We start from the raw sequence: 16,203 nt of genomic DNA, 5'->3' as shown, positions 1-16,203 counted from the left end.
CGAGGAGAGAGACGGATGACACAGCAAGATGTTCAATTATTTTCGCTAAGCCAGCCACAGCAACGGATTTGGTATACGGAGCTTCTGTATCCTAATCGGAACACATCAACAATTATTGCAACAGTAAAAATCAGGGGAACTGTTCGTATAGATGCCTTGCAACAAGCAATGAACCGGGTGATTGCCCAAAATGATTCTTTCCGTATCAAGATCACTGCTCAGGATGGGATTCCATATCAATATGTAGAGCCGTTTACGGCGGAAAGTATAGAAACACTCCAAGTTACCCCGGAAGAAGCAAAGGAATGGTTAAAGCGCCATAATCCACAGCCATTCTCATTGTTGGATTCGCAGCTGTACCGATTTGTTATCTTGCAGCTCGCAGCAGAAGAAACATGGTTTAATTTTAAAATGCATCATATTATTTCAGACGGCGTGTCCATGAATCAGGCCATTAATGAAATCACCGGACATTATATGGATATTGTGCATGGTACAGGTCAAGATGCACCGACCAAAGGCAATCCATATCTGGATTTTATCCAGGTAGAGCAAAGTTATGAGCAATCAGACCGTTACCAAAAGGATAAAACGTACTGGACAGAAAAGTTTGCCGATTTGCCAGAGACTACAGGTTTGAAATCATATAACCCGCTGACACTGAGCACAGCTGCACGCCGGGAGAGCTTTATACTGGAACATCAGTTGTATCGTGGTGTTACGGCTTTTTGCGAGGAACATAAAATTAGTATTTTCACGTTCTTCCTGGCGGCTCTGTATATTTATTTGCATAAAGTGACGGGAGAGCAGGACCTAACCGTGGGGACACTCTATGCCAACCGTACGTCTAAGAAGGAAAAGGATACCATCGGTATGTTCGTCAGCACCGTGGCTACGCGTCTGTTGGTCGAACCAGAATCCGAACTGCTGACCTTCCTGCAAGGTGTAGGGAAGGAGCAGGCGTCCATTTTGCGGCATCAGCGTTACCCATACAACAAAATTATTCAGGATTTGCGTGAACAGCAAAGCAGTCTGGACATTCAGCGTCTGTTTGGTGCTTCCATCCAGTATCGTACATTGAGTTTCTCCCGGTTTGATGAAGCCATTCAGCAGGTAGATAACGATTTCTGCGGAGATACGGTGAACGACTTCGATATTCACATGGTTGAAATGCTGGATGACGATAGACTCGTGCTGTACCTAGATTATCGTACCGAGCTGTTTAGTGAACAGGAAATTGCTCGAATTATTCGACAATTTTTGAGTGTGGCGGAGCATATGGTGCAGGGCCCACACAAGCGGATACAGGAATTGTCGCTGATCAGTGAGGAAGAACGGGCACAAATCGTCGACGTATTCAATGCTACTGCGGTGGAATATCCACACGAAGCAGGCATTCATGAGTTGTTTGAGGAACAGGCTGAACGTACACCGAATCAGACAGCAGTCGTGTTCGGAAATGCCCGTTTAACTTATGGCGAACTGAATGTAAAAGCAAATCGACTGGCTCACACGTTGCGCGGACACGGTGTTACCGCCGAGCAAACTGTAGGTATCGTTGCTGAGCGTTCCACCGATATGATTGTCGGCATGTTGGCGATTCTCAAAGCGGGCGGCGCATATGTGCCGATTGACCCTGATTATCCGGCTGAACGTGTCCGTTACCTGCTGGAAGATTCGGGGGCGAAGTTGCTGCTGGTGCAGCATGCAGAACAGCAACTGGAGGAATACACCGGAATCGTACTGGATCTGAGCGATGCTAAGGTGTACGGGGCAGAGAATGACCAAGGCTTGAATACCGTACATTGGGAGCAAAACGAGGCTTATCATGCGGATTATACCGATTATACTAATCTGAAAAATGAGATTTTAAATGAATCATCCTCGTCTGTCGTAGACAGCACTGCTGGAGAACAAGAACGTAAATTTGGAAACCGACTAGCTTATTTGATGTACACTTCGGGCACGACCGGACAGCCCAAAGGGGTTATGGTAGAACATCGCAATGTCGTGCGTTTGGTGAAAAGTACAAACTATGCGCAATTAGATGCTGATACACGCATTTTGCAAACTGGCGCCGTTGTCTTTGACGCGTCCACCTTCGAAATTTGGGGTGCGCTATTGAATGGTGGACAGCTCGTGCTGGTAAGTCAGGATGTCATTTTGGACGCTCCAAAGCTCAAGGCAGCCGTGCGCAACCATGGTATCACGACAATGTGGCTGACTGCGCCGCTCTTTAACCAGCTATCTCAGCAGGACTTGGAGCTGTTCGAGGGGGTACAAGAACTGCTGGTCGGTGGTGATGTGCTGTCCGTACCGCACATTAACCGGGTGCTGGAGGCTCATCCGTCCCTGCGGATCATTAACGGCTATGGGCCGACAGAAAATACAACTTTTTCTACAACTCATGCGATTGCCAGCGTGCAATTGGAAGCGGTGCCGATTGGGCGTCCGATTCACAACTCCACAGCGTATGTCGTAGACCGTTCCATGCAGCTTCAGCCTGTCGGGGCATGGGGGGAGTTGATCGTCGGCGGCGACGGGGTGGCACGTGGCTACCGGAACCGTCCGGATTTAACGGCTGAAAAGTTTGTAGACAGCCCGTTCCGCAGCGGAGAGCGCTGCTACCGCACAGGCGATTTGGTGCGCTGGAATGAGGACGGGACGTTGGAATACAAAGGACGGATTGACGCACAGGTGAAAATCCGGGGCTACCGGATTGAGTTGGGCGAGGTGGAAGCACAGCTGCTGAAGCTGGAGGCGGTGCAAGAAGCCGTCGTCATTGCACGTGAGAATGAGCAGGGGCAAAAGCAGCTCTGTGCATATGTAGTCACCCTTGCGAATATCGCGGCTAGCGAGCTGCGAAGTGCCTTGAGCCAAGAATTGCCGGGTTACATGGTACCGTCATATTTTGTGCAGCTGGAGCAATTGCCGTTGACACCAAATGGCAAAGTGGATCGTCGGGCATTGCCGCAACCAGAAGGAAGCGTGGATTCCGGTGAGGATTACGTAGCGGCACGTAATGAGGTAGAACGTACGCTAGTGTCTGTGTGGCAATCTGTACTTGGTATTGAGCATATTGGTGTGCTGGATAACTTTTTCCATCTGGGGGGCGACTCGATTAAGGCCATCCAGGTGTCTTCAAGACTGCTGCAAAATGGTTACAAGCTGGAAATGAGGGAGTTATTTCAGTATCCGACGATTGCTGAGCTGAATGAACGAGTGCAGCGGGTGAGCCGTGTTTCCGATCAAGGAGAAGTCAGTGGAAACGTGGCATTGACACCGATTCAACACTGGTTCATTGAACAGCAGCCATCCAATCCTGAACACTATAACCAGGCTCTGATGCTGCATCGTGAGGATCGATTGGACGAAACGGCGCTTCGTCAGGCACTGCAACGCATTGTCGAGCACCATGATGCTTTGCGCATCGTATTCCGCCAAAATGCGGACGGTGGGTATGAAGCATGGAACCGTGGCGTGCAAGAAGGAGAACTGTACAGCCTCGAAGTAGTTGATTTTACAAATGAGTCTGACTTTGCTCATTTGCTGGAGAACAAAGCCAGCGAAATTCAAAGCAGTATCCGTCTAGATGAAGGCCCTTTGGTGAAGCTGGGTCTGTTCCGTTGCACCGATGGAGACCATTTGTTGGTAGCGATCCACCATTTTGTGGTCGACGGCGTGTCTTGGCGTATTTTGCTAGAGGATTTGGCATCCGGTTATGAGCAGGCTTTACAGGGCGAGTCTGTCCGTTTACCCAACAAAACGGATTCCTTCCGTCTGTGGGCAGATCAGCTATCCGCTTATGCGAACAGTGGAGCGTTGGAGAATGAGCGTGCGTATTGGGAGCAGATTGAGCAAGCAGGGAAGAGTCAGGCATCCTTGCCTAAAGATTACACTCGTAAATCTCAGGCTAAGCCACAGCTTCGCGATGATCGGACACTGACAGTAGCGTGGACGGTAGAAGAAACGGAACAATTCTTGAAACAAGCTCATCGTGCCTACAATACGGAAGCAAACGACCTGTTGCTGACAGCTTTGGGCACTGCAATTCAGGAGTGGGCAGGCATCCGTCAGGTGCTTGTAAATCTGGAGGGGCACGGACGGGAAGCCATTTTGCCGGATGTAGACATTACGCGTACGATCGGTTGGTTTACCAGCCAATTCCCGGTTGTACTCGATATGGGCGAGGAACAGAATGTGGGACGGCGTGTCAAGAACGTCAAAGAAGGACTGCGCCGTTTGCCGCATAAAGGGATTGGATACGGGATTTTGAGATATCTTGCTGACAGGGAAGGGGAAGCACCTTTTATCAGCGAGCCGGAAATCAGCTTTAACTATCTCGGACAATTCGATCAGGATTTAAAGAATAATGCCTTTCGCATGTCTCCTTATTCCATCGGAGCTTCCATTAGTGACACGTTAACCAAGCGGTATGCTCTGGATATCAACGGCATGATCACGGACGGTGCACTGGAGCTGACGATCAGCTACAGCAACAAAATGTTCATGAAAAAGTCAATCAAAAAGCTGGCTGATCTGCTTCAGGAGAGCTTGCGTGAGGTATTGGCTCACTGTGTGGAAAAAGAGTTGCCAGAGCTGACGCCAAGCGATTTGTCCTTCCAAGGACTGACGGCTGGTGAGCTGGATCATATTGTAGAGCAGACGGCTGCTGCGGGAGAACTGGAAAATATTTATTCGCTCACACCAATGCAAAAAGGCATCCTGTTCCACGGCTTAATGGAGCCGAAATCCGGGGCGTACTTTGAGCAGGCGACATTTGATCTGCAAGGCAGCTTTCAAGTGGAGGCTTTTGCCGAAAGCTTAAATCAACTGGTGGATCGACATCAAATATTCAGAACGAATTTTTATAGCGGCTGGAATGAGCAGCCTTTACAGGTGGTGTACCGCCACAAACATGCCGGGTTCCGTTTTGAAGATGTGCGTTCAATGGGACAAGAAGAGCAGGGCGCATACATTGCTGATTTTGCTGAGCGTGACAAAGTCGAAGGCTTTAATTTCAGCTCAGGCGAGCTGATGCGGGTGTCTGTTTTGCGTACAGGCGAGGAGTCGTACCGTTTTGTATGGAGCTTCCACCATATTTTGATGGACGGCTGGTGCTTGTTCCTGGTTGTGGGGGAAGCATTTAATACGTACTTTGCCATCCTCGAAGACCGCAAGCCGGAGCTTGTCCCGATAACGCCATACAGCGAATATATTGAATGGCTGGAGCGACAGGACAACGCGGAGGCTGAACGGTTCTGGAGTGATTACTTTGCTGGTTTCGAGCAGCAGACGGTATTGCCGCAGGCAAAACAGCTGGACGGTCACGCTAAAGAATATGAAGCGGACAAGCTTTCGTTTACACTGGGCCGCGAAGTGACGGAACGGATGAACAAGCTGGTTAAGCAAAAGCAAGTGACGGTCAACACCCTTCTGCAAGCAGCATGGGGCGTTGTGCTGCAACGGTATAACAACAGTCGGGATGTTGTATTTGGCAGTGTCGTATCCGGCAGATCAGCGGATATTCCGGGCATAGACAAAATGATTGGTTTGTTCATTAATACGGTTCCTGTACGGATTCACAGTGAGAAAGATATTACGTTTGCTGCGTTAATGAAGCAGATACAGGAGCAGGCACTGGCTTCCCGTGCTTATGAAACCTATCCGTTGTATGAAATTCAGGCCCTGACAGAGCAAAAACAGGACCTGGTGAACCATATTATGGTGTTTGAAAACTACCCAGTGGAACAGCGTATGGAGCAAATGGGTAGCCGTGGTGAGAATGGTTTTACGATTACAAATGCTTCCGTATCGGAGCAAACGAACTATGATTTCAACATTACGGTTGTGCCGGGTGATGAAATTCATGTCCATTTAGAGTACAACGCGCGAGTATTGGAACGTACAGCTATAGAGCAAATCCGCGGGCATTTGCTGCATATTATTGAAGAAGCGATTAACAGACCAGATGCGCTGGTAGATGAGCTTGAGTTGGTGACTGCTTCGGAAAAAGCGAAAATCATCGACGGTTTTGGATCAGTGGGCGTATCTGCATGGAGTGATGAAAAGCAATCAGAAGGGTTGTTCCACGCCTATGTGGAAGAACAAGCGCAGCTTGTGCCGAATCACGTGGCAGTTGTATACGAGGAGCGGCAGCTTACGTATCGCGAGCTGAACGAGCGTGGGAACCAACTTGCTCGTAGATTGCGGAATGAAGGCATTGGGCGCGAATCCATTGTTGGTATTTTGAGCGAGCGCTCGGTGGACATGCTGGTCGGCGTATTGGCGGTATGGAAAGCCGGAGGTGCATATGTACCTTTAGATGCGGATTATCCGTCTGACCGTATCCGCTTTATGCTGGAGGACAGCGGCGCTAGGGTGCTACTGACTCAAACAGGTTTGCAGGAGCGTGCCCAAGCATGGCTGAATGAAAGCCGATGGGCTTTGGCCGAAGGAAAGGCTGAGGGTGAGCTGGAAACGGCGGTTAGCATTGAAACGATGGAAAGAGACAGCCTTAATGAGGGATTAAGCTTGAAATCAGATTCGGAGTCTGATAGCGAAGCAGCATCCGAATCCGCAGCGAACTTGCGTCTGCACACCGTACTGGCGCTGGACGATGAGTCGTTGTACACCGGGGATGCCACGGATGTGGAACATATCAATGAGCCGCAGGATCTGGCGTATGTGATCTACACGTCCGGTACAACGGGGCGTCCAAAAGGGGTCATGATTGAGCATCGCAGCTTGGTGAATACGGCTGCGGCCTATCGCCGGGATTACCGTCTGAACCAGTTCCCGGTACGCCTGTTACAGCTGGCGAGCTTCTCCTTCGACGTGTTCGTCGGCGATATCGCGCGGGCGCTCTATAACGGTGGCACGATGGTCATCTGTCCGAAAGATGATCGCATTGACCCAAGCCGTCTATACGGCTGGATTCGCGACTATCAGATTACGGTGTTCGAATCAACCCCGGCCTTGATTGTACCGTTTATGCAGCATGTGCATGAACACGGGCTGGACATGAGCGGTCTGGAATTGCTGATCACCAGCTCGGATAGCTGCAGCGTGACGGATTACCGAGTGCTGCAAGAACGATTTGGTGCGGATATTCGCATTATGAACAGCTATGGCGTCACGGAAGCGGCAATCGACTCCAGCTTCTACGACGAAGAACTGTCGAAGCTGCCGGACAGCGGCAGTGTGCCGATTGGTCAGGCGTGGCTGAACGCACGATTTTACATCGTGGACAGCCAGTTGAATCCGGTGCCGATCGGCGTACTGGGCGAGCTGTGCATTGGCGGTGCCGGGGTGGCACGGGGATACCTGAACCGTGCGGATCTGACGGCCGAGAAATTCGTAGCGAACCCGTACGTAGCGGGTGAACGATTGTATCGCACAGGTGACCTCGCGCGGTGGATGCCGGACGGCAATGTGGACTTTATCGGCCGGATGGACTATCAAGTGAAAATTCGGGGCTACCGGATCGAGCTGGGCGAGATTGAAACGGCAATTCAGCGGGTGCCAGGTGTGCGTCAAGCGGTAGTCATTGACCGGACGGACGAACGTGGACACAAGTACTTGTGCGGATATATCACAGGAGAATCCGAGCTGCGGATCGAGGAGGTACAGGCCGAGCTGGAAGCAGGGCTGCCAGCACATATGGTACCTGCACGCTTGATGCGTCTGGAGACCTTGCCACTGACCCACAATGGAAAAATCGACCGCAAGGCCTTGCCGGAACCGGAAGGAAGCATCTATACCGGGGCAGCCTATGTGGCTCCACGTACTACGGTAGAACAGGTTTTAGCTTCAGTGTGGGCCGGGGTGCTGGGTGCCGAAACGGTAGGCACGCAGGATAACTTCTTTGAACTGGGCGGCGATTCGATCAAAGCGCTGCAAGTATCGTCCCGCTTGCTGCAAGCAGGTTATCGACTGGACATGAAGGATTTGTTCAGCAATCCGACGGTAGCGTCACTCAGTCCTTTGCTTCGTACAGATGGCAAGATTGCCAGTCAGGAAGAGGCAGTAGGCAAGGTAGATCTGACACCCATTCAACGGTGGTTCTTCGAGCAACAGCCGGTAGACCTGCACCACAGCAACCAGGCGATGATGCTGTATCGAGCTGGGCGCTTTGACGTCGACGCGCTGCGCTGTACGATGGAACGTATTGTCCAGCATCATGACGCATTGCGCACTGTATTCCGTGAGACGGAGCAAGGCTATGCCGCCTGGAACCGCAGTGTGGTGGAAGGCGAGCTATACACGCTGGACATCGTAGATTTTAGCGGAGTTGAAGATGAATCCACCGCAGTAGAAGCCAAGGCGAGTGAAATTCAAGCGAGCATTCACTTGAGCGAGGGTCCACTTGTGAAGCTCGGTCTGTTCCATTGCGCTGGAGGCGACCATTTGCTAATCGTGATTCATCATCTGGTTGTGGACGGTGTATCATGGCGCATTTTGCTGGAGGACTTGGCAGCCGGATATGAGCAGGCCGTTGCAGGTAAAACGGGTAAAGCTATTCAACTGCCGCATAAAACAGATTCCTACCAGGTATGGGCCAAACAGCTGTCAGCCTACGCAAATAGTGTGACGATGGAGCGGGAGTTTGCATACTGGCAGCATATCGAACAGGCGGAAGCCAGCCTCGCGAAGCCTTTGCCGAAGGATTTTGCGAATGACAATGCACTGCTCGGAGACAGCGAGGTTGTGACGGTCCGCTGGACGAAGCAGGAAACCGAGCAGCTACTCAAACAAGCTCATCGCGCGTACAACACGGAAATGAACGACCTGTTGCTGGCTGCGCTCGGAAAAGCCGTCTATGACTGGTCTGGTTCCGAACGAGTGCTGGTCAACCTGGAAGGCCACGGACGGGAAGCCGTTGTACCCGACGTGGATATTACGCGCACAGTCGGCTGGTTTACGAGCCAATTTCCGGTTGTACTGGATGGAAGTCTGGGACAAGGTGGAAATACCGCTCGGCTGATTAAACGGGTCAAGGAAGGGCTGCGTCATATTCCGCAAAAAGGCATCGGCTATGGTATTTTGCGATACCTGTCAGATATGAATGTTCTGGAGAAAGCAGGCGTGCAGTTAAAGACTCAGCCTGAGATCAGTTTTAACTATCTGGGCCAATTCGATCAGGATTATAAAGGTAACGATCTGAAGCCTTCCTCCTATTCCATTGGTGTGCCTGTTAGCACGAACGCGGCTATGGATTTTGCACTAGATATCAATGGATTAATCGAGGATGGCGAGCTGATGTTCACTATTCGCTACGGTACCACACAATTCCGGCACGAAACGATTGCACGGCTTGGAGAACTACTGGCATCCGGCTTGCGTGAGGTGATTAGCCATTGCATTGCGCAGGAAAGAACGGTGTTGACCCCAAGTGATGTCTTGTTAAAACATGTAACGCTGGACGAGCTGGAGCAATTGGTGAAAGATACACAAGATATGGGTGAACTAGAAAATGTGTATGCTTTGACGCCGATGCAAAATGGCATGCTCTTCTTCAGTCTAATGGATGAGAGTTCGGCAGCTTATTTTGAGCAGGCAACCTTTGAATTGAATGGACGTTTTGATGTGGTTGCTTTCAGCAAAAGCTTTGATTTGCTCGTACAGCGTCATGAGGCGTTACGGACGAACTTTATCAGTTCATGGAAGGATGAACCTGTGCAGGTCGTCTTCCGTAATCGTAGCGGGCAATTATATTATGAAGACTTGCGCGGACTAGAAAAAGAGGAACGAGAAGCTTGTGTTGAAGCTTTTGTCATCGAGGATAAAGCGAAAGGATTCAATCTTGCAGAGGATGCACTCATTCGTGTCTCCATTTTGCAAACCGGGGATGATACGTACCACTTTGTTTGGAGCTTCCATCACATTTTGATGGATGGCTGGTGCTTGTCCTTTATGACACAGGAGGTATTCGGTAGCTATCTGGCACTGCGTGCGGGTCATGAGCCAACGCTGGAGTCTGTCACGCCGTTTAGTCGATTTATTGAATGGTTGGAGCGTCAGGACCGTGAGGCAGCCTTGCAATACTGGCGTGGATATCTGGCAGACTACGAGCAGCAAATTACGCTTCCTCAGCAAAAAACACAGCCTAAATCGATGCAAGATGGGGAATATGTTGCTGAAGATCTGGAATGTGACTTCCAGCCGGAGCTGGTTGCTCAGATCGAACGGGTGGCGAAGCAAAATCAGGTGACGGTCAACACGTTGATTCAGACCGTATGGGGCGTTCTGTTGCAAAAATATAACAACAGTTCGGATGTCGTGTTCGGTAGCGTAGTGTCTGGTCGTCCAGGCGATATTCCAGGTGTGGAGCACATGATCGGGCTATTTATTAATACGATTCCAGTGCGTGTGCAGTCTGAAGAGGGCGAAGCCTTTAACGAGCTGATGAAACGAACACAGCAGCAAGCACTGGCTTCCAATGCCTATGATGCCTTCCCGCTGTATGAAATTCAAGCACTCACCGAGCAGAAGCAGGATTTAATCAATCATATTATGATATTTGAAAATTATCCGGTGGAGCAGCAGGTAGAGCAGCTGGGAGGTAAAGGACAGGAACCATTCACGATTTCGAATGTGGTGGCTACAGAGCAAACCAACTACGATCTGAACGTAGCTGTTATGCCGGGAGAAGGTATTAAGATTCGGTTTATGTATAATACGCTCTGCTTTGATCAAGCAGGCATTGAGCGTCTGTATGGACATTTTACCCGCCTCCTGGAGCAAATTTCGCTCAACCCAAATGTTCGGGTTGAAGAGTTGGAATTGGTCACAGCAGCGGAAAAGCAACAGATTACAGCAGCATTTAATGACACTGCTTGTGCATTTCCGTCCAAACAGACGATCCATCAGCTGTTCGAGGATCAGGTGGAGTGTACGCCAGACCAAGTGGCATTGGTGTTTGGAAATCAGAGTCTGACTTATCGGGAGCTGAATGAACGGGCAAATTCATTGGCCCGAATGCTTCAAGCCCAGGGAGTAGGACCTGACAAGCTGGTCGGTCTGATGGTGCAGCGCTCAGTGGAAATGATCGTAGGTCTGCTGGCCGTTCTCAAAGCAGGTGGTGCTTATGTGCCAATCGATCCCGAATTTCCGTCCTCTCGTATTGAATACATGCTGGAAGACAGCGAGGCCGCAGTGCTTCTGACCCGTCGTGAGCTGGCAGAAGAGCACCATTGCCATGCCAATACCATGTTTCTTGAGGATGCCGCATTGTATCAGGGAGAAAGTAGCAACCTGGAGACGATTGCCCGCCCAGAGCATTTGGCTTACGTCATCTATACCTCGGGTTCGACTGGAAATCCGAAAGGAGTTATGCTCCAGCATCGCTCGGTACTCAACTTTATTACCGGGATGCGCGAAGCCATTGACTTTGAAACGAGCCAAACCATTTTGTCACTCACGACCATTTCATTCGATATTTTCGTCTTGGAAACCATCCTGCCCCTGCTGGGTGGAATGTCTGTTGTGCTTGGCGACCGCCAGCATCAGGTGAATCCGCAGGCGCTTGGTGAGTTGATTACTCAACATTCTATTGAGATGTTGCAAATGACCCCATCCCGGCTGCAAATGCTGCTGGGTCATGAAGCAGGTTCCCGCGCGCTGCGAAACGTGAAGGTCATTATGGTCGGGGGTGAAGCCCTTCCGTCCAAGCTGCTCGCAGCACTGCAAGAAATAAACGGTCCCCGCATTTATAACATGTACGGACCTACAGAAACGACGGTGTGGTCGGCCGTACAGGAACTGACCCATGCTCAAGACATTAATATCGGACGTCCCATCGCGAATACCCAAATCTATATCATGAATGCGAGTGGAGAGTTGCAGCCCGTCGGTGTGCCGGGCGAGTTATGTATTGCAGGGGAAGGATTAGCCCGTGGGTATTGGAAACGTGAAGAACTGACGGCTGAGAAATTTGTAAATAATCCGTTTGCTGGTGGCAAGGCAGGCCATGAGCGGATGTACCATACAGGCGATTTGGCGAGATGGACGCCGGACGGTAACATTGAATATTTGGGGCGGATGGACCATCAGGTGAAAATTCGGGGCTACCGGATCGAACTGGGTGAGATCGAATCGCAGCTGTTGCAGGTGGATTCGGTACAAGAAGTGGTCATCATGGCCCGTGGGGACGAAACGGGTCAAACGCAGCTCGTGGCGTACTACGTCGCGAGTCAAGAGCTTGGAGCCGGTGAACTGAGACATGAGCTGGGGCGGGAGCTGCCAAGCTATATGATGCCGTCGTATTTCATTCAGTTGGAGCAGATGCCGCTGACACCAAACGGTAAAACCGACCGCAAGTCCCTGCCAGCACCGGAAGGCAGCCTGCAAAGCGGAGCGGATTATGTAGAGCCGCGCACTGCACCGGAACGGGCACTCGTAGCGGTCTGGCAATACGTCCTAGGCGTGCCAACCGTCGGAATGTTGGACAATTTCTTTGACCTGGGTGGCGATTCGATCAAGGCGATTCAAATCGTGTCCCGTGCGTTCCAGGCAGGCTACAAGCTGGACATGAAGGATTTGTTCCGCTATCCCATCGTCGCAACCCTGGCACCGCATATGCACGAGGTCAGTCGTATGGCAGATCAGGGAGAAGTGAGCGGAGAGACGGCGTTGCTTCCGATCCAGCACGGGTTCTTTGCACAGGAGCAAGTGGATGCGCATCACTTTAATCAGGCCGTTATGCTGCACCGGGAGCAGGGCTTTGACGAAGCTGCTTTGCGTCAGGCGCTTGGCAAGCTGACGGAGCACCACGATGCTCTGCGGATGGTGTTCAGCAAGACCGAGCAAGGCTATAAAGCGTGGAACCGCAGAATACAGGAAGGCGAGCTGTATCACCTGGACGTGCTGGACTTTAGAAATTTGACGGATGAAGCCATGCTCAGCGCGGCAATTGAAGCGAAATCCACCGAAATTCAAAGCAGTATCCAGCTTCAAGAAGGACCGCTGTTAAAGGCTGGTTTGTTCCACTGTGCCGATGGGGATCATCTGCTGATAGTGATTCACCATTTGGCGGTGGACGGGGTATCCTGGCGTATTTTGTTTGAGGATTTGGCTACTGCCTATGAACAGGCTGTTCATCAGGAAGTGCTTCAGCTGCCGGACAAAACGGATTCCTTCCGTTCCTGGTCACAAAAACTTTCCACCTATGCGAATAGCACAGCTATGGACAGTGAACACACCTACTGGGAGCAACTGAACGCAGCCGCTTGGGCTGACCAAGTGCGTTTGCCTGAGGATCAAGCGCAGGCTGAGCCATTTACCTTGGCTGACACGGATACAGTGGTCGTCCAGCTTACGGAAGAAGAGACTGAACGGCTGTTGAAGCAAGCACACCGCGCATATAACACGGAAGTGAATGATCTGCTTCTGACTGCTTTGGGCATGATGCTGTACACATGGACCGGCCATGAACGCAGCCTGATCAACCTGGAGGGACACGGACGTGAGGACATTTTGCCGGATATGGACATTTCTCGTACGGTAGGCTGGTTTACGAGTCAATATCCTGTATTGCTGGACATCGGTCGTGATCACGCCTTGTCGGGACGCATCAAACAGGTCAAAGAGAGTCTGCGTCATATTCCGAATAAAGGAATGGGCTACGGAATCTGGAGATATTTGAGTGAATCCGGCCAAGCCGTTGGTCAGCAAGCAGATGCACAGCACCTTGGTCAACATCAAGTTTTTGCCGAGCCACAAGTAAGCTTTAACTATCTCGGCCAGTTTGATCAGGACTTGCAAAATAGCGATATGCGTATGTCTCCTTACTCGATTGGATCGGTCGTTAGTGACCGGACGAAGATGAAATATGCTCTGGATGTGAGCGGAATCGTAACGAACGGCATCCTGGAACTGGGCATTCGGTATAACGGCAAAGCCTTTCGTAAGGACACCGTCCACATGCTGGCTAATCTGTTAAAATCCAATCTGCTTGAAATGATCGAGCATTGTGTTACGCAGGAGCGGACCGAATTGACTCCAAGTGATGTATTGCTAAAAGGTCTGACCCTGGAGCAATTAGATACGATTAAGGAGCAGACCAAGACGGTTGGGGAATTGGAAAATATGTATCCGTTAACCCCCATGCAAAAGGGGATGCTGTTCCATAGTCTGATGAATGCAGAAACAGGCGTGTATTTTGAGCAGGCGACCTTTGATCTGGAGGGCCACTTGGAGCCGTCCCTATTCGAGGAAAGCTTGAAGCTGCTGGTTAGCCGGCATGCTATATTACGGACGAATTTCTACAGCGGCTGGTATGGTCAACCGTTGCAGATCGTCTATCGTCATAAAAATCCGAGCTTCCGTTATGAGGATGTCCGAGGCCGTGAGCACGCTATAGCTGAATTTGTGGCCCAGGATAAAGCTCAAAACTTTGATTTAGGCAAGGATGCGCTCATGCGCGTAACCGTCTTCCGCACGGGTGATAGCTCCTACCGTTTTGTATGGAGCTTCCATCATATTGTGATGGACGGTTGGTGCCTGTCGCTGGTGACGGATGAAGTGTTTGGTGCCTATGTTGCCCTGCTGGAGCACAAGCAGCCAGAGCTCGCACCTGTCAAGCCGTATAGTGACTATATCGAATGGTTGGAAGATCAGGATGCACAGGAAGCGACCCGTTATTGGAGTGAGTATTTGGCGGGTTATGAGCAGCAAACCTTGTTGCCTGGTGAGAACGCACAAGCTTCTGTAGTCGCACGGGATGAAGAACCAGACGGAAGCGGTGCGGGTTCCCGTTCCGGCTATGTTTCAGAAAAGCTGCCATTTATGTTGGGTAAAGAACGGACCGCGGCATTGAACCAAATGGCCAAGCAACAACATGTCACGATTAACACCTTGCTGCAAAGCGTGTGGGGCGTTATTTTACAGCAATACAATAATCATCAGGATGTTGTATTTGGTGGTGTGGTATCCGGTCGTCCGGCAGACATTCCGGGTGTGGAGAATATGATCGGGTTGTTTATCAACACGATTCCGGTACGCATTTGCAGTGCACCGGATGCTACATTTGCAGAAGTATTGCAGCGCACACAGGAGCAGGCTTTGGCCTCTGGTGTCTATGACACGTTCCCGTTATACGACATTCAGGCACTGACTGCACAAAAACAAGACCTGATTCATCACATTATGGTCTTTGAAAACTACCCGATCGGGCAACAGATGAAGCAGATGGGCGGTTCCGGTGAGACAAGAGCACAAAATGGCTTCTCTATTGCCAATGTGGCACTTGCCGAGCAAACCAACTACGATTTCAACCTGATTGTCGTGCCTGACGAGGATATCTCCATCCTGCTTGAATACAATGCTCTGGTGTATAGTCGGTCTGCCATGGAGCGTATCCAGGGGCATATCGACCATGTCATCGGACAAATTGTGGACAATCCGAATATCCGTTTGAATGAGCTGGAATTGGTAACACCGGTAGAACAGGCACAGATCGTTCAGGTCTGGGGGGATACGGCGGCAGCCTATCCGCAGGATCAGACGTTAAGTGTGCTGTTCGAGCAGCAGGTAGCGAACACACCGGAGCAAGTGGCGGTACTATGCGGAGCGGAGTCGTTGACCTACGCGGAGCTGAATGAGCGAGCCAACCGTTTGGCTCGGACGCTACGTGAGGAAGGTGTTGAACCAGATCAGCCTGTAGGCATACTGGTTCACCGTTCGCTGGACATGATCGTAGGCATCTACGCGATCCTCAAAGCAGGCGGAGCCTACGTGCCCATCGATCCAGACTATCCGGCGGATCGTATCCGCTTTATGCTGGAGGACTCGGGCGCGAAGCTAGTTCTGACGCAATCGCATCTGGCGGAGCAAGCATCACTGAGTTTCGACGGCAAGGTGCTGGTGCTGGATCGCGAGGACATTTACCACGAAGATGGCTCGAATCTGGAGCCACTGGCCGGACCACACCATGTAGCCTATGTCATCTATACGTCCGGTTCCACGGGGAAACCGAAGGGCGTGATGGTGGAGCACCATTCTGTGCTAAATCGGATTTTGTGGATGCATGATCGTTACGGCTTGAGTGCGGAAGATACGATTCTGCAAAAGACGGCCTTCACGTTCGACGTGTCGGTGTGGGAGCTGTTCTGGTGGTCGCTGGTCGGCTCGAAGGTAAGCCTGCTGTCAGTCGGCGGGGAAAAGAACCCGGAAGACATCGTCGACACGATTGCCCGCGATGGC

1 protein-coding gene is annotated in these 16,203 nt (G+C 51.0%); it reads left to right on the top strand.

What is annotated here, in order from left to right; translation table 11 throughout:
• Positions 1-15: 15 nt before the first annotated feature.
• Positions 16-16,203 (top strand): amino acid adenylation domain-containing protein (locus tag MHB54_RS00005; RefSeq protein WP_340981061.1); only part of this gene is annotated, 16,188 nt, incomplete at its 3' end.

The organism is Paenibacillus sp. FSL M7-0802 (genome assembly GCF_038004945.1).
Lineage (GTDB): Bacteria > Bacillota > Bacilli > Paenibacillales > Paenibacillaceae > Paenibacillus > Paenibacillus polymyxa_B.
This window is presented reverse-complemented; position numbering and strand designations above follow the sequence as displayed.